Origin of the sequence: Haemophilus aegyptius (assembly GCF_900475885.1) — a bacterium.
GTDB classification, from domain to species: Bacteria; Pseudomonadota; Gammaproteobacteria; order Enterobacterales; family Pasteurellaceae; genus Haemophilus; species Haemophilus influenzae.
The window spans coordinates 1,264,518-1,289,917 of record NZ_LS483429.1 but is presented as its reverse complement, the minus strand read 5'-3'; the positions used below and the strand labels follow the sequence as shown (position 1 = coordinate 1,289,917).

At 37.0% G+C, this 25,400-nt stretch carries 20 protein-coding genes, 4 tRNA genes and 1 pseudogene; 14 read left to right on the top strand and 11 right to left on the bottom strand.

Going from position 1 to position 25,400, the window contains the following annotated elements; translation table 11 throughout:
* Positions 1–31: 31 nt before the first annotated feature.
* Complete coding sequence (locus DQN49_RS06720; protein WP_006996462.1) at positions 32–637, bottom strand: DedA family protein; 606 nt, start codon at positions 635–637, stop codon at positions 32–34.
* Between the two features lie 212 nt (positions 638–849).
* Between DQN49_RS06720 and rplY the strand changes: the two genes are divergently transcribed.
* The gene (gene rplY, locus DQN49_RS06715; RefSeq protein ID WP_006996463.1) at positions 850–1,137 is read left to right on the top strand and encodes a 50S ribosomal protein L25; all 288 of its coding nucleotides are present in this window, start codon (positions 850–852) and stop codon (positions 1,135–1,137) included.
* Positions 1,138–1,290: 153 nt separating this feature from the next.
* Here the strand turns inward: rplY and DQN49_RS06710 are convergent.
* From DQN49_RS06710 to DQN49_RS06695, 4 genes are all read right to left on the bottom strand, one after another.
* A tRNA-Gln gene (locus tag DQN49_RS06710) sits at positions 1,291–1,365 on the bottom strand.
* A gap of 47 nt (positions 1,366–1,412) precedes the next feature.
* A tRNA-Gln gene (locus DQN49_RS06705) sits at positions 1,413–1,487 on the bottom strand.
* A gap of 28 nt (positions 1,488–1,515) precedes the next feature.
* A tRNA-Leu gene (locus tag DQN49_RS06700) sits at positions 1,516–1,600 on the bottom strand.
* A 5-nt stretch (positions 1,601–1,605) separates the two neighbouring features.
* Positions 1,606–1,682: transfer RNA gene (locus DQN49_RS06695), tRNA-Met, on the bottom strand.
* A 306-nt stretch (positions 1,683–1,988) separates the two neighbouring features.
* On the opposite strand from DQN49_RS06695, the gene DQN49_RS06690 reads away from it, so the two are divergent.
* Together DQN49_RS06690 and purA are read left to right on the top strand one after the other, a co-directional pair.
* Positions 1,989–2,354 carry an ACT domain-containing protein gene (locus DQN49_RS06690; protein WP_005683065.1) on the top strand — a complete coding sequence of 122 codons (366 nt, stop codon included), beginning with the start codon at positions 1,989–1,991 and terminating at the stop codon, positions 2,352–2,354.
* 128 nt (positions 2,355–2,482) lie between these two features.
* The gene (gene purA, locus DQN49_RS06685; RefSeq protein ID WP_006996465.1) at positions 2,483–3,781 is read left to right on the top strand and encodes an adenylosuccinate synthase; all 1,299 of its coding nucleotides are present in this window, start codon (positions 2,483–2,485) and stop codon (positions 3,779–3,781) included.
* 56 nt (positions 3,782–3,837) lie between these two features.
* On the opposite strand, the gene dapD is transcribed toward purA, so the two are convergent.
* A complete protein-coding gene (gene dapD, locus DQN49_RS06680; protein ID WP_005632504.1) occupies positions 3,838–4,665 on the bottom strand; it encodes a 2,3,4,5-tetrahydropyridine-2,6-dicarboxylate N-succinyltransferase in 828 nt (275 codons plus the stop codon).
* 360 nt (positions 4,666–5,025) lie between these two features.
* Here dapD and purR point away from each other — a divergent pair, with 360 nt between their 5' ends.
* Both purR and ppc read left to right on the top strand, forming a co-directional pair.
* Positions 5,026–6,036: an HTH-type transcriptional repressor PurR gene (purR, locus tag DQN49_RS06675; RefSeq protein WP_005660510.1), complete on the top strand. Its 1,011-nt coding sequence runs from the start codon at positions 5,026–5,028 to the stop codon at positions 6,034–6,036.
* Positions 6,037–6,217: 181 nt separating this feature from the next.
* Positions 6,218–8,857, top strand: a complete 2,640-nt coding sequence (gene ppc, locus DQN49_RS06670; protein ID WP_006996466.1) for a phosphoenolpyruvate carboxylase — start codon at positions 6,218–6,220, stop codon at positions 8,855–8,857.
* 37 nt (positions 8,858–8,894) lie between these two features.
* On the opposite strand, the gene DQN49_RS06665 is transcribed toward ppc, so the two are convergent.
* A complete protein-coding gene (locus DQN49_RS06665) occupies positions 8,895–10,307 on the bottom strand; it encodes a YcjX family GTP-binding protein (protein ID WP_006996467.1) in 1,413 nt (470 codons plus the stop codon).
* Positions 10,308–10,376: 69 nt separating this feature from the next.
* Here DQN49_RS06665 and DQN49_RS06660 point away from each other — a divergent pair, with 69 nt between their 5' ends.
* From DQN49_RS06660 to DQN49_RS06635, 6 genes are read left to right on the top strand one after another with little or no spacing between them, the layout of a single operon-like run.
* Positions 10,377–12,071 carry an ABC transporter substrate-binding protein gene (locus DQN49_RS06660; protein ID WP_006996468.1) on the top strand — a complete coding sequence of 565 codons (1,695 nt, stop codon included), beginning with the start codon at positions 10,377–10,379 and terminating at the stop codon, positions 12,069–12,071.
* On the top strand, positions 12,071–13,036 hold the full coding sequence (locus DQN49_RS06655) for an ABC transporter permease (protein ID WP_006996469.1): 966 nt from the start codon (positions 12,071–12,073) through the stop codon (positions 13,034–13,036). Before DQN49_RS06660 ends, DQN49_RS06655 begins: the two co-directional genes overlap by 1 nt.
* Positions 13,026–13,913: an ABC transporter permease subunit gene (locus tag DQN49_RS06650; protein ID WP_006996470.1), complete on the top strand. Its 888-nt coding sequence runs from the start codon at positions 13,026–13,028 to the stop codon at positions 13,911–13,913. Before DQN49_RS06655 ends, DQN49_RS06650 begins: the two co-directional genes overlap by 11 nt.
* 3 nt (positions 13,914–13,916) lie before the next feature.
* Positions 13,917–14,966: a peptide ABC transporter ATP-binding protein gene (locus DQN49_RS06645; protein ID WP_005647374.1), complete on the top strand. Its 1,050-nt coding sequence runs from the start codon at positions 13,917–13,919 to the stop codon at positions 14,964–14,966.
* Complete coding sequence (locus tag DQN49_RS06640; protein WP_005670537.1) at positions 14,966–15,775, top strand: peptide ABC transporter ATP-binding protein; 810 nt, start codon at positions 14,966–14,968, stop codon at positions 15,773–15,775. The genes DQN49_RS06645 and DQN49_RS06640 overlap by 1 nt, the downstream gene beginning before the upstream one ends.
* A gap of 11 nt (positions 15,776–15,786) precedes the next feature.
* Positions 15,787–16,803, top strand: coding sequence for a YeiH family protein (locus tag DQN49_RS06635; protein WP_006996471.1), 1,017 nt, complete (start codon positions 15,787–15,789; stop codon positions 16,801–16,803).
* Between the two features lie 91 nt (positions 16,804–16,894).
* Here DQN49_RS06635 and truA read toward each other — a convergent pair whose 3' ends face one another.
* On the bottom strand, positions 16,895–17,704 hold the full coding sequence (truA, locus tag DQN49_RS06630) for a tRNA pseudouridine(38-40) synthase TruA (RefSeq protein ID WP_006996472.1): 810 nt from the start codon (positions 17,702–17,704) through the stop codon (positions 16,895–16,897).
* A 234-nt stretch (positions 17,705–17,938) separates the two neighbouring features.
* On the opposite strand from truA, the gene fbp reads away from it, so the two are divergent.
* Entirely contained in the window at positions 17,939–18,943 is a 1,005-nt protein-coding gene (fbp, locus tag DQN49_RS06625) for a class 1 fructose-bisphosphatase (protein ID WP_006996473.1), read from the top strand.
* A gap of 43 nt (positions 18,944–18,986) precedes the next feature.
* Here the strand turns inward: fbp and DQN49_RS06620 are convergent.
* Positions 18,987–19,079: pseudogene (locus DQN49_RS06620) on the bottom strand ((d)CMP kinase); the annotation flags it as partial.
* Between the two features lie 267 nt (positions 19,080–19,346).
* Between DQN49_RS06620 and DQN49_RS06615 the strand changes: the two are divergent.
* Together DQN49_RS06615 and DQN49_RS06610 are read left to right on the top strand one after the other, a co-directional pair.
* The gene (locus tag DQN49_RS06615; RefSeq protein ID WP_006996475.1) at positions 19,347–20,945 is read left to right on the top strand and encodes an L-lactate permease; all 1,599 of its coding nucleotides are present in this window, start codon (positions 19,347–19,349) and stop codon (positions 20,943–20,945) included.
* A gap of 255 nt (positions 20,946–21,200) precedes the next feature.
* A complete protein-coding gene (locus tag DQN49_RS06610; protein WP_006996476.1) occupies positions 21,201–23,939 on the top strand; it encodes a TonB-dependent receptor domain-containing protein in 2,739 nt (912 codons plus the stop codon).
* Between the two features lie 76 nt (positions 23,940–24,015).
* Here the strand turns inward: DQN49_RS06610 and DQN49_RS06605 are convergent, their stop codons facing one another.
* Together DQN49_RS06605 and DQN49_RS06600 are read right to left on the bottom strand one after the other, a co-directional pair.
* On the bottom strand, positions 24,016–24,705 hold the full coding sequence (locus DQN49_RS06605) for a 5'-methylthioadenosine/adenosylhomocysteine nucleosidase (RefSeq protein ID WP_006996477.1): 690 nt from the start codon (positions 24,703–24,705) through the stop codon (positions 24,016–24,018).
* Complete coding sequence (locus tag DQN49_RS06600; protein ID WP_081457599.1) at positions 24,705–25,397, bottom strand: thiol:disulfide interchange protein DsbA/DsbL; 693 nt, start codon at positions 25,395–25,397, stop codon at positions 24,705–24,707. The genes DQN49_RS06605 and DQN49_RS06600 overlap by 1 nt, the downstream gene beginning before the upstream one ends.
* Positions 25,398–25,400: the final 3 nt, after the last annotated feature.

Sequence of the window (25,400 nt, the reverse complement as noted above, 5' to 3'; positions counted from 1 at the left end):
ATAGAAATATTTTTAGCCGTTTATTATTCTATTATTGCGTTGATTTTTTAGATTTTTTCCATTTCCAAAAAAAGAATAGTACAAGTAACCCAACAAATATATAAATCACAATTTGACCTTTTTGAATTTGTGTATGTAGCCAATCTAAATTTTTAGCCCCCAATTCCCCAAGATAAATCCAAATAGGTACAGAAATAATCGCAGCACAGAAATCTATTAAAACAAAACGAACATAACTTACACGGCGTGTAATACCTGATACCATATAAATTGGAGCACGTAAACCGGGTAAAAATCGTGCAACAAACAGTACTCGATTGCCGTATTGGCTGAATTTTTCACGCACCATTCTTAAACGCTGTAATGTTACGATTCTACGTATTGGTCGGAAACGTAAAATTTTCGTGCCATAAATTCGACCAAGCCAATACATACAGGAATCGCCAGCAAGCACACCAATCATACTAACCAGCAACATCAAATGAGAATTGACATTTTCTGGATAAAGCCCCGCAATGACACCACCTGAAACTAATGTTATATCTTCTGGAATAGGTACACCAAATCCACAAATAATTAAAACAAAAAGAACAGCCCAATAACCATATTCAGTAAAAAATCCAATTAAAAATTCCATTTGTTCCTGCTTTTTTATTAATAGATGTGATAAAAAATTGGTTCACATTTTAATCTTTTCAAATCAAAAAGCCTAGAAAAAAGTTTGATTTGAAAATAAGGATATTCTATAATCCACGGCTCTCAAGGCTTGTCTTTGAGCGGTTTTAGGAAAATTGCTGGGTCGCCTGCGATTTTCTTTCTTTTAACATTTAATTTCAAGAGAACATAAAAATGGCATTTAAATTTAACGCTGAAGTTCGTACTACGCAAGGTAAGGGTGCGAGCCGCCGCCTGCGTAACAATGGTCAAATCCCTGCAATTGTTTATGGTGGCAGTGAAGAGCCAGTTTCAATCATCTTAAACCACGATGAATTAAACAACGCGCAAGCACATGAATCTTTCTATTCTGAAGTGATCACTTTAGTAGTAGATGGTAAAGAAGTTGCAGTTAAAGTACAAGCAATGCAACGTCACCCATTCAAACCAAAATTGGTTCACATTGACTTCAAACGTGCATAATTCTAGTTCACGCATTTAAATAAAATAACAAAAAAGCTAAGACATTCATCTTAGCTTTTTTCTTACATATTCATTGTTTCTCAATAAATATCTAAACTTCAATTTTTTATTAAATAACGATTTTTGTAAGTTATTACGAAGATATTGAAAATATGGCTGGGGTACTAGGATTCGAACCTAGGAATGCTGAGATCAAAACCCAGTGCCTTACCGCTTGGCGATACCCCAATTAGATAAATCTTTGATTGGATATAAAGAAGACTTTTTTGATAGTATGGCTGGGGTACTAGGATTCGAACCTAGGAATGCTGAGATCAAAACCCAGTGCCTTACCGCTTGGCGATACCCCAACGACTATTTGAATTACAAAGTGATAAATGGTGCGGGACGAGGGACTTGAACCCACACACCTCTCGGCGCCAGAACCTAAATCTGGTGCGTCTACCAATTTCGCCAGTCCCGCAAATTTGGTGGCTACAGCGAGATTCGAACTTGCGACCCCAACATTATGAGTGTTGTGCTCTAACCAACTGAGCTATGTAGCCATCACTTAATTTGCTTAACCATATCGGCTTTGCGGGGCGTATTATGCTAATTTTGATGATCCTCGTCAAATACTTTTTTACAAAAAAAGTAATTTTATGTTTGTTTGGTTATTAATGAAGCATATCACTTATTTTTTATTCATTTAAACAACTTATATGGCTTTCTCAACAGCCAAATTTTTCCTAATCCTATTTTTTCTTTTATGCGTTCATTTATTGTTAATTAAAATTTATTTGACAAAAAATGCCTAAATCGTTATTTCTATACCCACTATTCTAAAAAAACACAACATCTAGGAGGACCTTATGCCCCATCTCTCAGTCGCCAAATTTGGCGGAACATCTGTTGCTAACCACGATACGATGACAGCTTGTGCAAAAATTGTCATTGCCGATCCCAATACACGCGTAGTTGTGCTTTCTGCATCAGCTGGTGTAACAAATTTATTAGTGGCTTTAGCAAATGGTATAAAAGCGACAGAACGTGAAAAATTAATTAGCAATGATCTGCATATGACTTCAGGTGTGGCAAAACGTATTTTTGATACTGTTCAATCTTATAATGTGCGAATGATTAGTTATGGGGCAAGTACCAACAATGTTTGTATGTTAGTACAAAGTGAACATTCTGATGAAATTGTACGCTCGTTACACAAATCCTTATTTGAATAAAATTTAAACCTAAAGTGCGGTGAAAAATCACCGCACTTTTTCTTTTATATCATTGAGATTAAAGCTGAAAAAGAGTAAAGTAAGTGACTGTTTATTTGACTAATTTAACCGAATAAAAGGCGGAAATTATGGGAAAAAGCGTTGTTATCTTAGGCGCACAATGGGGCGATGAAGGTAAAGGAAAAATCGTTGATCTTTTGACGGATCGCGTAAAATACGTAGTTCGTTATCAAGGTGGCCATAACGCAGGTCACACACTTATTATCAATGGCGAAAAAACCGTATTACGTTTAATTCCATCTGGTATGTTACATCCAAACGTAACTTGCTTAATTGGTAATGGCGTTGTGGTTTCGCCTGAAGCATTAATGAAAGAAATGGGCGAACTTGAAAGCCGAGGTATTAAAGTTCGTGAACGTTTATTAATTTCAGAAGCTTGTCCTTTGATTCTGCCTTATCACGTTGCAATGGATCACGCACGCGAAGCAGCCCTTGGCAAAAAAGCTATAGGTACAACTGGTCGTGGTATTGGCCCAGCTTATGAAGATAAAGTAGCTCGTCGTGGTTTACGCGTAGGCGATTTATTTAATAAAGAAGCCTTTGCCGAAAAACTCAAAAACATCCTTGAATACTATAATTTCCAATTGGTGAACTACTACAAAGTTGAACCTGTCGATTATCAAAAAACCTTAGATGATGTAATGGCAATTGCCGATGTAATCACAGGTATGGTGGCAGACATCACTACAATTCTTGATACTGCGCGCAAAAATGGCGAACATATTTTATTTGAAGGTGCACAAGGGACAATGTTAGATATCGACCACGGTACTTATCCGTATGTAACCAGCTCAAACACAACGGCTGGTGGTGTTGCAACAGGTTCTGGTTTTGGCCCGCGTAATCTTGATTATGTACTTGGTATCATTAAGGCTTACTGTACTCGTGTAGGTGGTGGCCCATTCACAACTGAATTATTTGATGATGTGGGTGCTGAAATTGCTCGTAAAGGTAACGAATTTGGCGCGGTAACAGGCCGTCCACGTCGTTGTGGTTGGTTCGATGCCGTCGCCATTCGCCGTGCAATCCAACTTAACTCTATTTCTGGTTTCTGTATGACTAAACTAGACGTATTAGATGGTTTTGATGAAGTAAAAATCTGTGTTGCTTACAAAATGCCAAATGGCGAAATCGTTGAATATGCACCGTTAGCGGCGAAAGATTGGGATGCTGTAGAACCAATTTATGAAACATTACCTGGCTGGAAAGAAAATACTTTCCGCATCACAGATGTAAATAAATTGCCACAAAACTGCATTAACTATATTAAACGTATTGAAGAAGTGACTGGCGTACCAATTGATATTCTTTCAACTGGCCCTGATCGTGTGGAAACAATGATTTTACGTGATCCGTTCGCCGCTTAATTTCTTTTGATTTTCAGACCGCACTTTTAAAAGTGCGGTTTTTTTTATATTTTTTACTATTCTTCAATGGAACGTAATAATTCATTGATGCCCACTTTTCCTAAAGTTTTTGCATCCACTTTTTTCACGATTACTGCGCAGTATAAACTATATTTTCCACATTTTGATGGAAGGCTACCTGATACCACCACAGAACCTGCTGGTACACGGCCGTAATGAATTTCGCCTGTTTCACGATCATAAATTTTGGTTGATTGACCAATGAATACGCCCATTGAAATAACACAACCATCTTCAACGATAACACCCTCAACCACTTCTGAACGAGCGCCAATAAAACAGTTATCGCCAATAATAGTTGGGTTAGCTTGTAATGGTTCTAACACGCCGCCGATGCCTACGCCACCCGATAAGTGAACATTTTTACCAATTTGCGCACAAGAGCCTACCGTCGCCCAAGTATCTACCATGGTGCCTTCGCCAACGTATGCACCAATGTTTACATAAGATGGCATTAATACGCAGTTTTTAGAAATGTATGCACCTTTACGCACCGTTGCAGAAGGCACAACACGAAAACCTTCTTCAGTAAAACGTTCTTCAGTGTAATCCGCAAATTTTAATGCCACTTTGTCGTAATATTTTGTTTCTGCGCCATCAATGATTTGGTTATCGTTAATGCGGAAAGATAGCAATACCGCTTTTTTTAACCATTGATGTGTTACCCATTCGCCAGCAATTTTTTCGGCTACACGATATTTTCCAGAATCTAATCCTTCGATCACTTCTTCAATTGCCGCGCGCGTTTCTGCATCAACGGTTTTTGGTGTAATTTCTGCACGTTTTTCAAATGCTGCTTCAATAATTGCTTGTAAATTTGACATAGAACTTCCTATATATGTTGTGAATAAAACGGCATTAGTTTTACCATATTTTAAACGGGCAAGCAAAACACCGAAAAAAATCACCGCACTTTGTAGAAACAAAACTGCGGTGATAATAAAAAGTTGGTTTGATTAAAAGATTGAAAGTGCAAGCCCCACGACAACAGACATACTAAAAACAACCATAATCATTGCATAACCAAAATCGCTCATTTTGTTCTCCTCATAAAAAAATAACGCAGACATTCTAGCAAGAATAATACGAAAAAATCACTTCTTTTTATAAAAAATTTGCAATAAAGATGACTAAATTCTCAACAAACCTTTATAATAGGAAAAATTTTTTAGGGATTTAAATATATGGCAACAATTAAAGATGTGGCAAAAATGGCTGGTGTGTCCACCACAACCGTATCTCACGTAATTAATAAAACCCGTTTCGTTGCAAAAGATACGGAAGAAGCGGTGTTATCCGCAATTAAACAACTTAATTATTCCCCTAGTGCTGTGGCACGCAGTTTAAAAGTCAATACCACCAAATCCATTGGTATGATTGTGACAACCAGTGAAGCACCGTATTTTGCCGAAATAATCCATTCTGTTGAAGAACATTGCTATCGACAAGGTTATTCTTTATTTTTGTGTAACACACAAAATGATCCTGAAAAAGTCAAAAATCATTTAGAAATGTTGGCAAAAAAAAGGGTCGATGGTTTGCTTGTAATGTGTTCTGAATATACTCAGGATTCATTGGATTTACTTTCATCATTTTCCACTATTCCAATGGTTGTAATGGATTGGGGACCAAATGCCAATACAGATGTGATTGATGATCATAGTTTTGATGGCGGTTATTTAGCAACCAAACATCTTATAGAGTGCGGTCATAAAAAAATCGGGATTATCTGCGGCGAACTCAATAAAACTACCGCAAGAACGCGTTATGAAGGCTTTGAAAAAGCAATGGAAGAAGCTAAATTAACAATCAATCCGTCTTGGGTACTAGAGGGTGCATTTGAGCCTGAAGATGGCTATGAATGTATGAATCGTTTACTAACTCAAGAGGAATTACCAACCGCCCTATTCTGCTGTAACGATGTGATGGCGCTCGGTGCAATATCAGCACTAACAGAAAAAGGCTTGCGTGTGCCAGAGGATATGTCAATTATCGGCTATGATGATATTCACGCCTCACGTTTCTACGCACCACCATTAACCACCATTCATCAATCAAAACTACGTTTAGGCAGACAGGCAGTAAATATTCTGTTAGAACGAATTACTCACAAAGATGAAGGTGTTCAACAATATAGTCGTATCGATATAACCCCTGAGCTTATCATTCGAAAATCCGTTAAATCGATTTTATAAACTTAGCAAAAATAAACCGCACTTTTTAAACAATCCCTAAAAAGTGCGGCTCTTTTTTAGCTATTTTTTAGCTTTTCTTGATTATTTTCAAAATTTCTCTGAATAGCATTTGCCCTCCACCCTATTTTTAGTTATATCTATCGCCAACTGACAAATTTTATTTTTACTTTTAGGAGTTCCTATGACACAAGAGTACCGCACTCTACGCAATAACATTAGTATGTTAGGGCGTTTTCTCGGAGAAACCATCAATGATGCACAGGGCGAGGATATTCTTGAGTTAATCGAAAACATTCGTAAACTTTCTCGTAATTCTCGTGCTGGCGATGATAAAGCAAGACAAGCATTGCTCGATACGCTAGGTAGTATTTCTAATGAAAATATTATTCCTGTCGCACGTGCTTTCAGCCAATTTTTAAACCTCACTAACATAGCTGAACAATATCAAACAATTTCCCGTGAACATTCTCTTGCACAAAGTTCTTCTCAATCCTTAAGCGAACTTTTCAAACGCTTAAAAGAACAAAATGCCTCAGTGGAAGACGTGCATAAAACCGTCGAAAAATTATTAATTGAGCTTGTTCTAACCGCACATCCAACAGAAACAACACGTCGTTCATTAATTCATAAACACATTGAAATCAATAAATGTTTAAGCAAGCTAGAACATCATGATTTAACTGAAAAAGAACGCAATATTATTGAGCGTCTATTACTTCGTTTAATCGCTGAAGCATGGCATACCAACGAAATTCGTACTGTTCGCCCAACGCCATTTGATGAGGCTAAATGGGGCTTTGCGATGTTAGAAAACAGTTTGTGGCAAGCTGTGCCAGAGTTTTTACGCCAACTCAACGAAACCGCCCGTGAATTTTTAGGTTACGATTTGCCGGTAGGATTAAAACCTGTGCGTATTTCCTCTTGGATGGGCGGCGACCGTGATGGAAATCCATTTGTTACCGCACAAATTACCAAAAAAGTACTTTATTTTGCCCGCTGGAAAGCGGCGGATTTATTCTTACAAGACATCAGCAAATTAGCCGATGAACTTTCAATGATGAAATGTAGCGATGAATTTCGTGATAAATACGGCGAACATTTAGAACCCTATCGTTTCGTAGTAAAAAATTTACGCAATCAACTTACAGCAACATTAGCTTATTTTGATGATCACTTATCTAATCGCACACCAAGAGTCTCCGAAAGCGAGATTATTTTGGAAGATAATCAACTGTGGGAGCCGCTTTACGATTGTTATCAATCTTTAATTCAATGCGGTATGCGCATTATTGCGAATGGTTCATTGTTGAATATTTTGCACCGTATTAGTTGTTTTGGCGTGACTCTTTCTCAAATGGATATTCGCCAAGAAAGCACTCGTCACACCGATGCCATTGCTGAAATTACCCGCTATATTGGTTTGGGCGATTACGCTCAATGGATGGAAGACGATAAACAGGCTTTCTTAATTCGTGAATTAAGCTCACGTCGCCCATTAATTCCGCAAAACTGGACGCCATCGCCTGAAACCAAAGAAATTTTAGATACTTGTAAAGTCATTGCTCAACAAAAACAAGGTGTAATAGCTTGTTATGTTATTTCAATGGCGCGCAGTGCCTCTGATGTTTTAGCCGTTCATTTACTCTTAAAAGAATCAGGCGTACCATATCATATTCCTGTTGTGCCATTATTTGAAACCTTAGAGGATTTAGATGCAGCCGAAAAAGTGATGACTCAACTTTTCAATGTGGGTTGGTATCGTGGCGTCATTAATAATCGTCAAATGGTAATGATTGGCTATTCAGATTCGGCAAAAGATGCGGGAATGATGGCAGCCTCTTGGGCGCAATACCGTGCACAAGAAGCCTTAGTGAATTTAACAGAAAAACTTGGCATTGAACTCACTTTATTCCACGGACGTGGTGGCACAATTGGTCGTGGCGGTGCGCCAGCACATGCGGCATTACTTTCTCAGCCACCTCGTTCCTTAAAAAATGGTTTACGTGTAACAGAACAAGGCGAAATGATTCGTTTCAAACTGGGTTTACCCGCAGTAGCAGTAGAAACCTTTGATCTTTACGCCAGCGCCATTTTAGAAGCAAATCTTTTACCGCCACCAGAACCGAAACCAGAATGGCGTACTATAATGGACGAGCTTTCCACGATTTCTTGCGATATTTATCGTGGTGTGGTGCGTGCCGATAAAGATTTTGTGCCTTATTTCCGCAGTGCGACGCCAGAACAGGAACTCTCCAAATTGCCGCTTGGCTCTCGCCCTGCAAAACGCAATCCAAATGGCGGTGTGGAAAGTTTACGTGCGATCCCGTGGATTTTTGCCTGGATGCAAAACCGTTTAATGCTGCCAGCTTGGTTAGGGGCTGGTGCAGCTATTCGTCAAGTTATTGAACAAGGCAAATGCGATATTATTCATAAAATGTGCGAAAACTGGCCGTTCTTTTCAACGCGAATCGGAATGTTGGAAATGGTCTTTAGTAAATCGGATACTTGGCTTTCCCAACAATATGATCAACGATTAGTGAAAAAAGAGCTTTGGTATTTAGGCGAAAATTTACGTAAGCAACTTGAAGATGATATTCAAACTGTGCTTTCACTTTCTCACCAAAGTGAATTGATGTCTGATTTACCTTGGATTGCAGATTCAATTGCATTGCGTAATATCTACACGGATCCACTCAATCTACTGCAAGTGGAATTGCTTCACCGTTTCCGTGAAAATCCAGAGCAAGTCAATCCCGATGTGGAACAAGCATTGATGATTACCATCACAGGTATCGCGGCTGGGATGCGCAATACGGGCTAGAAAGATGAAAAAAGTGCGGAAAATTTTCCGCACTTTTTTATTCAAATCGATCACTTAATAAAAATTGTAAAACCGCATCCATTCTCAAATGAGGAATGCTCTCCCCTTGTTCTAAAGGCTGAGGTTCAAAACTATCAAAATCACAGTGCGGTTGTTTTTGCCAAAATTCTGTTCTGGGTAATTTACTCGGCACGGTTCCTGGATAAAGTGTAATCAGCTGTTTATCAATAGAACGAACCCCTTGAATTGCTTTAATTTCTTTTCCTTGCTGATTCACAATCACTTGCTTTGTGGTACGAACAGCCGCAATGGCGGTATATTCCGTATCAATTCCTTCAAATTCTACATGGCGACCGCCCTCTTGCACAATTTGGCACATTAAACTCACTAAATTAGGAATTTGATCACGAGTAATATGATCCGCCTTGGTCGCAACAAACATTAATCGATCAATTTGCGCAGAAAACAAACGATGAAGAAAATTTCTGCTGCCATAATGGAAATTATTAAATAACTGATTTAAGCCCATTTGCATATCTAAAAAGGCTTGCTGACTGTGATTTAAAGGCGTTAAACAATCCGCCAAAATAACTTGACGATCAAAGGTAGAAAAATAATTTTCGTAAAAACCTTTCACAATTTTATTGCGATAATAATTATAACGTTTTGTCAGCACGACAAAATAGCTATTCGATTTGGCTGTTTTTTTCAAGGTTTGCCAATGTTCTTCCGAAAGATGAATTAATGGAAAAAATTGTAATGCGGGCGCACCCTCTAAATCACTTGGCAATACAAATCGCCCAGGCTGAATAAATTGCATGCCTTGCGACTTACATTGGTGTAAATAATCCGTATAACTTTTCGCAATCTTGGCTAAAACATCTTCATTTGCGACCGCACTTAAATCCAAATTCTGCAACATGGAAAGCCAATTCTGCGCCAATTCTGCACGAACGCCAGTTGTGACCTTGATTTGCTCTTGTGACCATTGTTGAAAATCTAAATTTAACAACGGCAAATCGAGCAACCATTCCCCTGGATAATCAAAAATATCTAGATAAAGCGTGCCTCGTTCTTTCAAATGGCGTAGCAAGCCAGATTGACGTTGAAAACGAATTGCTAAACGCGTTTCACTCACGCCACGAGTAGATTGAAACCATTGAGGCGGATTTTGTGACAAATCATTTAAATTACTTTCATAATCAAAACGTGGCACGCTGAGATCTTGTTGGGATACTCGTTTGACTGCCAAGATCGCACCATTTCTAGCTGCTTCAAACAAGGGCAAATGCTGTGATGAATGTTGATTAATGGAGAGAAGTTGATTGATTAAACTTGTAATAAACGCCGTTTTTCCACTCCGACTTAACCCTGTTACCGCTAAACGCAAAGTGCGGTCAAAACCACGATTAATAATTTGATTGATTTCCTTTTGAACCCGATTAAACATTCAATATCCTAGCCATTTTTACTAATATGCCTTACAATTTGACACATAATTTATCACAATGCATTTGTTATGTTACGTCTAAATCTGAGATTTTTATCTTTTCTGCTCTGTATAATCCAAAGTGTAGAATTACAGGCTGCGCCAAGTGTTCCAACATTTTTAACTGAAAATGGCTTAACTTATTGCACCCACGCTTCAGGTTTTTCATTTAATCCGCAAACAGCAGATGCAGGAACCAGTATGAATGTGGTCACGGAACAAATTTATAACAAATTATTTGATATAAAAAATCACAGTGCAACATTAACACCAATGCTAGCACAATCTTATTCCATTTCAGCTGATGGTAAAGAAATTTTATTAAATTTACGTCACGGCGTAAAATTTCACCAAACCCCTTGGTTTACCCCAACACGTGATTTTAACGCTGAAGACGTAGTATTTTCGATTAATCGTGTATTAGGGCATAATACTTATTTACCAACCTTAGCAGAGACGAATGTTACCTATAGTAATCCACAATATAGAGTGTTTCACGAACAAGCAAGAAAAGTGCGTTTTCCTTATTTTGATAGCATTAAACTTAACGAAAAAATCAAATCTGTGACTGCACTTTCGCCTTATCAAGTAAAAATTGAATTATTTGCACCAGATTCCTCCATCTTGTCTCATCTTGCCAGCCAGTATGCCATTATTTTTTCACAAGAATATGCCTATCAATTAAGCGCAGATGACAACCTTACTCAATTAGATACCCACCCAGTAGGAACAGGGCCTTATCAAGTAAAAGATTATGTATATAACCAATATGTTCGCTTAGTGCGTAACGAAAACTATTGGAAAAAAGAAGCCAAGATAGAACATATTATTGTGGATCTTTCTACTGATCGCAGCGGACGTTTAGTCAAATTTTTCAATAATGAATGTCAAATCGCCTCTTATCCTGAAGTAAGCCAAATTGGCTTATTAAAAAATGATGACAAACATTATTATATGCAATCTACTGATGGTATGAATTTAGCCTATTTAGCGTTTAATTTTGATAAGCCATTAATGCGAGATCACGAAATCCGCGCCGCTATTTCACAAAGTTTAAACCGAGCTCGAATCATTCATAGCATTTACCATAACACAGCAACTGTTGCTAATAACATTATTCCTGAAGTATCTTGGGCTTCAAGTGTCAATACGCCAGAATTTGAGTTTGATTACAATCCCAAAATCGCCAAAAATAAATTAGCAGATAAAAACCTTTTGTTAAATTTATGGGTAATTAATGAAGAACAAGTCTATAATCCTGCACCTTTTAAAATAGCTGAAATGATAAAATGGGATTTAGCTCAAGCGGGTGTGAAAGTTAAAGTGCGTGCCGTAACTCGTCCATTTTTAACTTCACAATTACGCAATCAATCGGAAAATTATGATTTGATTCTATCTGGTTGGTTAGCTGGTAATCTTGATCCTGATGGTTTTATGCGTCCAATTTTAAGCTGTGGAACAAAAAATGAACTCACTAATTTATCTAATTGGTGTAATGAAGAATTTGATCAATTTATGGATCGTGCCATTACCACCTCACATTTAAGTTCACGTGCAAAAGCCTATAATGAAGCCCAAGAACTCGTTTTACGTGAATTACCCATTATTCCTATTGCCAATGTAAAACGAATTTTAGTCGCAAATAGTCGTGTGAAAGGAGTAAAAATGACGCCTTTTGGTAGCTTAGATTTTTCCACTTTATATTTTATTCAGGAGAAACACTAATGTTATGGTCGGTTCTTCGCCATATTCTGTGGGTGGCATTATTATTACTCGTATTATCGCTATTAGGCTTTGTCATTTTATTGCGCGATCCTCTTAATGCGAATCTTGTTACACAAAACATTTATATCGGCTATTTCCATTATTTAGGCACCTTGTTACAAGGTGATTTTGGCATTACCTATAACGGTGGAAAATCATTAATGAACCTTATTCTTACGGTTCTTCCTCCCACATTGGAACTTTGTTTCATTACATTGTTTTTGGCATTTATTTTTGGTTTGCCACTTGGCATTATAAGTGCGGTCAATTCTGAACAAGTTTTTGCAAAAAGTTTACAAATCCTATCTTATGTAGGGCTATCTATTCCAATATTTTGGTTAGCCCCCATTTTACTGTATGTTGCCGCGCTCTCACATTGGGAAATTGCCGCTATTGGACAATATAATTTGCTTTACGAAATTAAACCCATTACGGGATTTCCTGTTATTGATATGTGGTTTCTGGAAGTACCTTATCGTACAAAAATCGTACAAAATATATTGCAACATTTAGCCTTACCAACATTGGTATTGTGTATTTTGCCAACAATGGAAATTATCCGCATTATTCATCAACGAGCAGAATATATTTTGAATCAAAATTTTTCTAAAGTAGCGACAACACGGGGTTGGTCAAAATGGAAAATTCTCCATCAATATGTATTTCGTAATACTTTTCCCCTGCTTGTTCCACAAGTACCACGTGTATTCACATTAGTATTAACGCAATGTATGTTGGTAGAAACGGCTTTAGGTTGGCCTGGCATTGGTCGTTGGTTAATTAATGCCGTAAATGAACAAGATTACAACAGCATTGCCGCAGGTGTAATTGTTATTGGTGTATGTATTATTTTGATTGATACATTCACTAAAATATTCACTTTTATACTCGATCCATTTAAAAAGAAAGGTTGGTATGCAAGATAAAGAACCTGATGAATTCCGCGAAAGCACCTCAATCTTTCAAATTTGGTTACGCTTTCGTCAAAATACCATCGCACTTTTTAGCTTTTATTTATTAATCGCATTAATTTTTACCGCACTTTTTGCTAGTTATCTTGCACCTTATGCTGATAATCGACAATTTATTGGGCAAGAATTAATGCCTCCATCTTGGGTAGATAGAGGAAAAATTGCTTTTTTCTTTGGTACTGATGATTTAGGTCGCGACATATTAAGTCGTTTAATTATGGGTACTCGTTATACCTTAGGTTCTGCTTTACTGGTTGTCTTTTCAGTGGCAATAATAGGCGGCGCACTAGGAATTATTGCAGGACTACTGAAAGGTATTAAAGCTCGTTTTGTCGGGCATATTTTTGATGCGTTTTTATCGTTACCTATTCTATTAATTGCCGTTGTTATTTCAACATTAATGGAACCAAGTTTATGGAATGCAATGTTCGCAACACTCTTAGCGATATTGCCGTATTTCATCCATGCAATTTATCAAGCCATTCAACAAGAATTGAAAAAAGATTATGTGCTGATGTTAAAACTTGAAGGCATTTCTAACTGGGAATTATTGAAAAGCACTATTTTACCGAATATTACTGTTATTTATATTCAAGAAGTGGCTCGTGCTTTTGTGATAGCCGTGTTGGATATTAGCGCGTTAAGTTTTATTTCCCTTGGCGCACAACGACCAACCCCAGAATGGGGCGCAATGATAAAAGACTCTTTGGAACTACTCTATCTTGCACCTTGGACGGTATTACTCCCTGGCTTTGCAATTATTTTTACTATTTTATTAAGCATTATTTTTAGCAATGGCTTAACTAAAACCATCAATCAACATCAAGAATAGCCTATGGCACTTTTAGACATTTGTAACCTCAATATTGAAATTCAAACCTCCAATGGACGTATAAAAATTGTAGATGGCGTCAATCTTTCCCTTAACGAAGGGGAAATCAGTGGATTAGTTGGCGAATCAGGCTCAGGAAAAAGCTTAATCGCTAAAGTCATTTGTAATGCAATCAAAGAAAATTGGATTATTACTGCCGATCGCTTTCGTTTTCACGATGTCGAACTACTTAAACTCAGTCCTAATAAACGACGTAAGATTGTCGGCAAAGAAATTTCAATGATTTTCCAAAATCCCTTATCTTGCCTTGATCCAAGTCGAAAAATAGGGAAACAACTCATCCAAAATATTCCTAATTGGACATTTAAAAATAAATGGTGGAAATGGTTTGGGTGGAAAAAAAGACGTGCTATTGAATTGTTACATCGCGTAGGAATTAAAGATCATCGTGATATTATGGCAAGCTATCCTAACGAACTGACAGAAGGCGAAGGACAAAAAGTTATGATCGCAATGGCTGTCGCTAATCAGCCACGTTTATTAATCGCAGATGAACCAACAAATGCATTAGAATCAACCACTGCCCTACAAGTTTTTCGTTTACTTTCCAGTATGAACCAAAATCAGGGAACAACAATTTTACTTACGAGTAACGATATTAAAAGTATTAGTGAATGGTGCGATCAAATTTCAGTGCTTTATTGTGGGCAAAATACCGAATCTGCCCCGACTGAAATATTAATCGAAAGTCCCCATCATCCTTATACCCAAGCCTTAATTAATGCAGTACCCGATTTTACTCAACCTTTGGGGTTTAAAACTAAATTGGGTACGTTAGAAGGCACCGTGCCTATTTTAGAGCAAATGCCAATTGGCTGTCGTCTTGGCCCAAGATGCCCTTTTGCACAAAAAAAATGTATGGAAAAACCAAGACGATTGAAAATAAAACAACACGAATTTTCTTGTCATTATCCTATTAATTTACGAGAAAAAAATTTCAAAGAAAAAACAACCGCCACCCCTTTTATACTTAATTGCAAAGGAAATGAATAATGCCCTTATTACAAGTGGAAGATTTAACTAAAACTTTTAAAGGTCACGCCAGTTTATTTGGTCGAAATCAATTCAATGCAGTGGATAAAGTGAGTTTTACCCTTGAACGTAAACAAACACTTGCAATCATTGGCAATAATGGCTCTGGTAAATCAACCCTAGTGAAAATGATAGCGGGCATTATTCCGCCAACTTCTGGTCGAATTTTATTTAATGATCGGGAATTACAATATCAGGATGCCCAATCTAGAGCTAAACATATTCGTATGGTTTTCCAAGATGCCAACTCTGCATTTAATCCACGTTTAAATATTGGACAAATATTAGACGAACCATTAAGCCTAGCGACAGATTGGACAGAAACACAACGTAATGAAAAAATCTTTGAGACCCTTTCTCTTGTTGGGCTTTATCCTGATTACACAAATCTCAATATTAAGCATCTTTCTATTAGCCAAAAACAGCGTGTCGCTTTGGCACGTGCGCTGATTTTAGAACCTGAAATAATTATTATAGATGATGCAATTGGTAATTTAGATGCCTCGGTGCGCATTCAATTACTAAATTTAACCCTTGATCTGCAGCAACGTTTAGGTATTTCTTATATTTATGTAGGGCAAGATCTCGGTGTAATTAAACATATTGCAGATACGATTATCGTAATGGATGAAGGAAAAATGATTGAATATGGCAGCCCTCAAAATCTTTTTACTGATCCACAAACTGATGTTACTCGTCGCTTAGTCGAAAGCTATTTTGGCAAAATTTTAGATGAAACCGCTTGGGTAAAAGACAAAAACGCTCACTAAGGAAAGAAAAAATGAACACTCGTCCCTTTTATTTCGGACTTATATTTATCGCGATTATCGCTATACTTGCTAACTATTTAGGAAGCACCGACTTTTCCCATCATTATCATATCAGTGCCTTCATTATTGCCATCTTACTGGGAATGGCAATCGGCAATACTATTTACCCGCAATTTTCAACACTAGTGGAAAAAGGCGTATTATTTGCCAAAGGCACGATTCTTCGCACTGGCATTGTGCTGTATGGTTTTCGCCTTACTTTTGGCGATATTGCCGATGTTGGCTTAAATGCTGTTGTCACTGATGCCATTATGCTAATTTCAACCTTTTTTCTTACCGCACTTTTGGGCATTCGTTATCTAAAAATGGATAAACAATTGGTTTATCTCACTGGGGCAGGATGTAGTATTTGTGGTGCGGCAGCGGTTATGGCGGCAGAGCCTGTTACCAAAGCAGAATCTCATAAAGTTTCAGTGGCGATTGCCGTAGTGGTCATTTTCGGGACACTTTCTATTTTTACTTATCCATTTTTCTACACTTGGTCGCAACATTTAATTAACGCTCATCAATTCGGTATTTATGTTGGTTCTAGCGTACACGAAGTCGCTCAAGTTTATGCGATTGGGGGAAATATTAATCCTATCGTGGCGAATACTGCCGTCATTACCAAAATGATCCGAGTAATGATGCTTGCACCATTTTTATTAATGCTTTCTTGGTTATTAACACGTAGTGATGGGGTATCAGAAAATACGTCACACAAAATTACAATTCCTTGGTTTGCTGTACTTTTTATTGGCGTTGCCATTTTTAATTCTTTTGATTTATTACCAAAAGAACTCGTGAAATTATTCGTTGAAATCGATTCTTTCTTATTAATTTCAGCGATGGCTGCACTTGGCTTAACTACGCAAGCAAGCGCAATCAAGAAAGCAGGACTAAAACCTCTGATTTTAGGGATACTGATTTATTTATGGCTAGTGATTGGAGGATTTTTAGTGAACTATGGAATATCAAAATTAATATAAATTCACTTAACATTGACCGCACTTTTAAAGTGCGGTCTTTTTTTATGAAGAATATTTTCAGATATGGTTATTTAAAAGATGAAATTACGCTTTATTTCAAAGGACGATTTAATAAACCATCCTCTAAAAATAAAGGGCCAATTGGGCGTTTAGGAATATCAAACTTTTGTGGATAAATCACATCCACCAAATACAATCCATCGGGTTTTGCTGTTGGTGCGGCAAGCTGACGATTTTTCTGCTCAAGCAGCCATTGCATCCATTCAATCGGCTGATTTCCAGCACCGACCTCAATCAAACTTCCCACAATATTGCGCACCATATGATGCACAAAAGCGTTCGCCTGAATATCAACAATAATATATTTTCCGATACGAGACACATTCAAATGATGCACATTACGCCAAGGCGTATGAGACTGACATTGCGCCGCACGGAAAGAGGAAAAATCCTGTTCGCCAAGTAAACATTGCCCTGCCCGATGCATTTTTTCCGCATCTAAATCTAAATGGCAATGGGTTATTCCTCCCGCTAAAATCGCAGAGCGTAATTTATTACAATAAAGAATATAACGGTAACGGCGTGCTGTTGCAGAAAATCTGGCGTGAAATTCATCATCGACTTGTTTTGCCCAACTCACTGCAATGTCATCAGGTAAATGAGCATTCGTACCAAAAGCCCAAGCCTTCTCTGGACGAACCGCATTGGTTTCAAAATGAACAACCTGCCCCGTTCCACTTACGCCAGAATCCGTTCGCCCCGCACAAAATATTTCAATTTTTTCATTTGCAATGTGAGAAAGTGCCTTTTCTAATTCTTCTTGTACACTGCGGACTTTTTCTTGTCTCTGCCAACCATAATAATTTTGTCCATTATACTCAATGCCTAATGCAATTTTCATTTTTTACCTTTTGGCTTAATAAAGTGCGGTTATGGTAGCCCAAGTTTATTTGGAGCGCAAATTCACAAAATCACTCCAGAATTAATTAACAAATAAGTGATAGCTTCTAAAAATTACAACAATTAATGTGAAATTTTTGTGATAAAGATCCCATTCTGATAATCTGCCATTAGAGTTTACACTCCAAACTCCCTATAATTAATCAACGTATTATGAAAAACTAAAAGGAAAATTATGAAAACATTAAGTGAATTTATCGTTGAACGCCAAGCTGAATATCCAAACGCAAAAGGGGAATTGAGTGGTATTTTGTCGTCAATTCGTCTTTTAGCGAAAATTATTCATCGAGATATTAACAAAGCAGGTTTAACAAATATTCTCGGTCAATCTGGTATTGAAAATGTACAAGGCGAAAGTCAAATGAAACTCGATTTATTCGCCCATAACACGATGAAAGCGGCATTAATGGCACGTGAAGAAGTGGCTGGTTTTGCCTCTGAAGAAGAAGAAAGTTTTATCGCATTTGATACAGAACGTGGCCGTAATGCAAAATATATTATTTTAACGGATCCCCTTGATGGTTCTTCAAATATTGATGTAAACGTATCCGTCGGTACAATTTTCTCTATTTACCGTCGCGTATCTCCAATTGGCTCACCTGTTACCTTAGAAGATTTTATGCAACCAGGTAATAAACAAGTCGCGGCGGGTTATATTGTTTATGGTTCATCAACAATGTTGGTATATACCACTGGTAATGGAGTTAATGGTTTCACTTATGATCCATCAATCGGTACATTCTGTCTTTCCCACGAAAATATGCAAATGCCAAAAGAGGGCAAAATTTATTCCATCAATGAAGGACAATACCTGAAATTCCCGCAAGGTGTAAAAAAATACATTAAATATTGCCAAGAAGAAGATAAAGTGACTCATCGCCCTTACGTATCTCGCTATATTGGTTCACTTGTAGCAGACTTCCACCGCAATTTATTAAAAGGCGGCATTTATATTTACCCAAGTGCAACCAACTATCCAAATGGAAAACTCCGTTTATTATATGAAGGCAATCCTATTGCATTTTTAGCGGAGCAAGCTGGTGGTGTCGCAACAGATGGTTATCGTCGAATTTTAGATATTCAACCAACGGAACTCCACCAACGTGTACCACTTTTTGTTGGTTCAGAAGATATGGTAAAAAAAGCACAAGAAATGATGGAAGAATTTAAAGAAGAATAATAAAAATCTCCTCGATTAAAAGGGGAGATTTTTATCAATAAAAAGCATAGCCCAACTTTTCAGCCAACACATAACAAAGCGTCCCTTTCCCAGCACCACTAGGACCATCAACAGTAATAATCATTCCCATACAAATTATCCTTTCATTCTCAAAATTTTGCGCATTATAGTGAGAATTTGGTGATCCTGCTAATGTTAATATGGCATTAAACAATCTTTATCATATTCCATATTCTTCTATTAATGCTATAACTAAACACAAATAGTAATAAAAATGTAAAAAATGAAAATAAAATGTTAAATTTTATGAGATATTGATCACATTTTCTTAAAATAGGTATATGCTTTTGCATATAAATCCATAAAATAACCACATCTTTTAATCTAACTCTGAGGATATTTTATGCTGTCTTTTGTTCTAAGTATTTTTCCTATCGTTTTACTGATTTATCTTATGGTAAAAAGAAACGCGCTACCTTCTTATGTTGCCTTACCTTGGATTGCAACATTAGTTATGGGCGTTCATCTTTTACACTTTAATACAGATATTGTTACTATTAGTGCAAATGTTGTTTCTGCAATTGTTGCGGTACAAACTCCTATTACAGTAATTTTTGGTGCGATTCTCTTTAACCGTTTCTCTGAAATTTCAGGCGCAACAAATATTATGCGAAAATGGTTAGGAAATATTAATCCAAATCCCGTTGCACAATTAATGATTATTGGTTGGGCGTTTGCCTTTATGATCGAAGGTGCAAGTGGTTTTGGTACACCAGCGGCAATTGCTGCACCTATTTTAGTGGGATTAGGTTTTCATCCATTAAAAGTGGCAATGTTGGCACTGATTATGAACTCAGTTCCCGTATCCTTTGGTGCGGTAGGTACACCAACTTGGTTTGGTTTTGGTGCTTTAAAATTATCAGAAGATATGATTTTAGAAATTGGGTCTATTACAGCATTTATACACTCCATTGCTGCACTTATTATCCCATTATTAGCACTTCGTATCTTAGTAAATTGGGATGATATTCGTAAAAACATCGTATTTATCTATATTAGCGTACTGGGTTGCGTAGTACCTTATTTCTTGATTGCTCAAGTCAATTACGAATTTCCATCACTCGTTGGGGGGGCAATCGGCTTATTTATTTCTGTATGGGCTGCTAATCGCAATATTGGTTTAGCAAAAGTAACAAATACCCTTGATAATAATGCGGTAAGTACGGGAGAAGTAGTTAAAGCATTATTCCCGACAGGTTTACTTATTGCATTTTTAATTGTGACTCGTATTCATCAATTACCATTCAAAGCAATGATGAATGACGCAACTATTTGGTTCTCAACCACATTAGGTTCGTTAGGATTATTTGAAATTAGCAAAGGTTTAATCTTTAGCTTAAAAAATATTTTTGGCTCAAATGTTTCATCAAGCTATAAACTTCTTTACGTACCCGCATTGATTCCATTTGTCATTACAGTACTAATTGCGATTCCTGTCTTTAAAATTTCCAGTTCAAATGTTAAACAGATTTTTGTATCAAGTTTACAACAATCTAAAAATCCATTTATTGCCTTAGTTGGTGCCTTAGTGATGGTAAACCTAATGTTAGTGGGTGGCGAACATTCTATGGTAAAAATTATTGGTCGAACTTTTGCTGAAATTTCTGGTAGTAACTGGACTATTTTCTCCTCTTTCTTAGGCGCGATCGGATCCTTTTTCTCTGGTTCAAATACCGTATCCAACCTAACATTTGGTAGTGTTCAACTTTCTACCGCAGAAACCACTGGCATTTCTGTCGCACTTGTTCTTGCTTTACAATCTGTCGGTGGAGCAATGGGGAATATGGTATGTATCAATAACATTGTAGCGGTAAGTTCTGTGTTAAATATTTCAAACCAAGAAGGCACAATTATTAAGAAAACCATTATACCTATGATCGTTTACGGTATCATTGCCGCACTTTGCGCGTTGTTCTTAGTACCTTTATTTTATAATCTATAAAATTTACACCAAAAATGACCGCACTTTTGCGGTCATTTCCTATTTTAAAGTGCGGTTGATTTTGCGAATGAATTTATCCATTTTAGCGAAAACTAAACTTTCTTTTTCTTTATTCCCTCTACATCTTTTCTCTCTAAAAAATTAATTTTTTTCATTATTTTTAGGTATTTTCATTAAATTTATTAAATCATTCCTTGAAATCCCTCTTATAAAATGGATAATCGTAATCTTTCTCAAAAATAAATAGGAACGATAATGAAGAAAGCTATAAAATTAAATTTAATTACACTTGGCCTAATTAATACAATCGGTATGACGATTACACAAGCTCTAGCCGAAGAAACATTAGGACAAATTGATGTAGTGGAAAAAGTTATATCAAACGATAAAAAACCTTTCACTGAAGCCAAAGCCAAAAGTACACGTGAAAATGTCTTTAAGGAAACACAAACCATTGACCAAGTGATTCGGAGCATTCCTGGGGCATTTACTCAACAAGATAAAGGCTCGGGTGTCGTTTCTGTGAATATTCGTGGCGAAAATGGATTAGGCCGTGTCAATACGATGGTTGATGGTGTAACCCAGACCTTCTATTCTACAGCCTTAGACTCAGGTCAATCAGGCGGAAGTTCTCAATTTGGTGCGGCAATCGATCCTAATTTTATTGCAGGTGTAGATGTTAATAAAAGCAACTTTTCAGGATCAAGCGGTATAAATGCGTTAGCAGGCAGTGCTAATTTTAGAACATTAGGCGTTAATGATGTTATTACCGATGACAAACCATTCGGCATTATTCTGAAAGGAATGACAGGGAGCAATGCCACTAAATCCAATTTTATGACAATGGCTGCAGGCAGAAAATGGCTTGATAATGGTGGCTATGTAGGCGTTGTGTATGGTTATAGCCAACGTGAAGTTTCACAAGATTATCGTATCGGTGGCGGAGAACGATTAGCATCATTAGGGCAGGATATTCTCGCGAAAGAAAAAGAAGCTTATTTTCGTAATGCGGGTTATGTTTTAAATTCAGCTGGACAATGGACACCTGATTTAAGCAAAAACCATTGGTCTTGTAATGACCCCGACAACCCCCACTTAGCTGACTCGAAACCATTTCCAAATTCTACCGATTTAAGCAAAGTATGCAAACAATGGTACCAAAATAGTAAACAAAAGGAAATTTTAAAACAACTTAAGAATAAAGATCCATCAAAAATTACAGAATTACAAAAAGACATAACAGAAACTGATAAAAGCTTTGAACGCAATAAAGATCAATATAGCGTTGCACCAATTGAGCCTGGTAGTTTGCAATCACGCTCACGTAGCCATTTATTAAAATTTGAATATGGCGATGATCACCAAAATTTAGGGGCGCAAATACGTACATTGGATAATAAAATTGGTTCTCGCAAAATTGAAAACCGTAATTACCAAGTCAATTATAACTTCAATAATAACAGCTATCTTGATCTTAATTTAATGGCTGCACATAACATTGGTAAAACCATTTATCCTAAGGGTGGTTTTTTTGCTGGCTGGCAAGTGGCAGACAAACTTATTACCAAAAATGTCGCAAATATTGTTGATATAAATAACAGCCATACTTTCTTGTTGCCAAAAGAAATCGATTTAAAAACCACATTAGGGTTTAACTATTTTACTAATGAATACAGTAAAAACCGTTTTCCAGAAGAATTAAGTTTGTTTTATAACGATGATTCACACGATCAAGGTAACTACAGCCATTTAGGACGATTTAAAGGTACCCGAAGTTTACTACCCCAACGTTCAGTGATTTTACAACCTTCTGGCAAGCAAAAATTTAAAACGGTCTATTTTGATACCGCACTTTCTAAAGGCATTTATCATTTAAATTACAGCGTGAATTTTACCCACTATGCGTTTAATGGTGAGTATGTTGGATATGAAAATGGAGCGGAACCGATTTTGCATAAATCAGGCCATAAAAAGGCATTCAATCATTCCGCTACATTAAGTGCAGAGCTAAGCGATTATTTTATGCCATTTTTCACTTATTCACGCACACACAGAATGCCGAATATTCAAGAGATGTTTTTCTCTCAAGTGTCTGATGCAGGGGTAAACACGGCATTAAAACCTGAACAATCTGACACCTATCAACTAGGCTTTAATACTTATAAAAAAGGTCTATTCACTCAAGACGATGTGCTAGGCATCAAATTAGTGGGTTATCGTAGCTTTATTAAAAACTATATCCATAATGTTTACGGTGTTTGGTGGAGAAATGGCGTTGTACCTACGTGGGCAAGCAGTAATGGTTTTCGCTTTAATATCGCACATCAAAATTATCAACCTATCGTGAAAAAAAGCGGTGCCGAGTTAGAGCTTAATTATGATATGGGACGTTTTTTTGCGAATGTCTCTTACGCTTATCAACGTACTAATCAGCCAACCAATTATGCCGATGCCAGCCCACGTCCGAATAATGCTTCAAAAGAAGACATTTTGAAACAAGGTTATGGCTTATCTCGTGTTTCAATGCTACCAAAAGACTACGGCAGATTAGAGCTTGGCACACGCTGGTTTGATCAAAAATTAACCTTAGGTATGGCAGCTCGTTATTATGGAAAAAGTAAACGTGCGACAATTGAAGAAGAATATATCAATGGCTCTCGCTATGAAAAACATACTTCAAGTCAAAGAACTTACTATGCCGTGAAAAAAACAGAAGAGATTAAAAAACAACCGATTATTTTAGATTTACACGTCAGCTATGAACCAATCAAAGATTTGATTATTAAAGCGGAAGTACAAAATCTATTAGATAAACGTTATGTTGATCCATTAGATGCTGGAAATGACGCGGCTTCGCAACGTTATTATTCAAGTTTAAATGATTCAATTTGTAGTAAAAATGATGCTTGTGAAGATGGAGTAAAAGATAAATCTGTACTTTATAACTTTGCACGTGGAAGAACTTATATTCTGAGTTTAAACTATAAATTCTAATTGGCTCATATAAAAAGGCATAGCTAAAAGCTATGCCTTTAATTTTAGAATTTATTATCTTATTAAAAGATTATTACTACAGTCTGTCAATCATCCCCAACACTAACGCCGAAGACTGCTTCGCCGCTAATGGTAAAAACTCTTCAAAAGACATACTTGCTTTACCATCGCCGCCATCAGAAATTGCTCGAACCACCACAAAAGGCACATTAAACGCATAGCAAACTTGTGCAATCGCTGTCGCTTCCATTTCAACCCCCGTCACATTCGGGAAGTCTGCTTTTATTTGTGCGATTTTATCTTCACTATTAATAAAACTATCGCCAGAGCAAATTAAGCCACGTTTTACTGATTGTCCTTGCTTTTCTGCAATTTCTTGAGCGAGATCTGCTAATTTTTTGTCCGATAAAAATGCCGCAGGATTAGCAGGCAATTGCCCTTTTTCATAGCCAAAAGCGGTCACATCCGCATCGTGATAGCGTGTTTCATCAGAAATTACAATATCCCCCACTTTCAAGCCTTTTGCTACCCCACCAGCAGAGCCAGTATTGATCACAAAATCTGGCTTGGCTAATTGCAATAATGCCGTGGTGCCAATGGCAGCTGCCACTTTGCCAATGCCTGATTGCAATAATACAACATTTTTACCGTTAATTTTGCCTTCAAAAATGACCGCACTTGCTACACAAGTTTCCGTTCTCTCTGTCATTAAATTTTTTAAAATTTCCACTTCTTGCGCCATTGCGCCAACAATTCCGATTTTCATCACTTTTGTTCCTGTTCTATTTTATTTACCAAAAAATCTAACACTGCAACGCTATAATCATCGTTATAAAGCGTACTCGCAGTGAGTACATATTTTCCCCCAATAACAACGTAAGGATAGGTAAACACACCATATTCTTCCGTCAATTCAATCGCATTTTGAATTTGTTCTTTTACGCTTTGTGAATTTTCAGTTTGAATAAATAACTGTTTATCTAGCCCTTGTTCTTCCGCCCATTGCTGAATTTTATTTGATGTAGACAATTCTGTATAACGGGATTTTTCTGAAGTTTCAAATAATAAAACATTGGATAATTCCCCCGCACTTAATGCTTGCAAAGTATAAAAAATGCGTGCGCTAAACTGGCTATCGGCAGTTGCAATAGGATATTGTTCCAACACAACTTTATGTGTGCGTATTTGGCTATAAAGTTCTAAAATATCCTGTGCTGAAGAACATACTCGACAATCATAATCAAAAAAGAATTGAATCCGTATTTTTTTATCGGCTCGAGACGCTTGTTCAATAGGTTCTTGATAAGAAAAATAATCGCGCCCATCTTCAAAATAAATTGTGTCCCGTGATGGCAAGTACGGAGAATTTTGTACTGAAAATTCTTTCTGATTGACTTCTGCTAAAACAAACGACGATAAAAAAAGCAAACAAAATGCCAACAGCCCTTTTAATTTCATTCT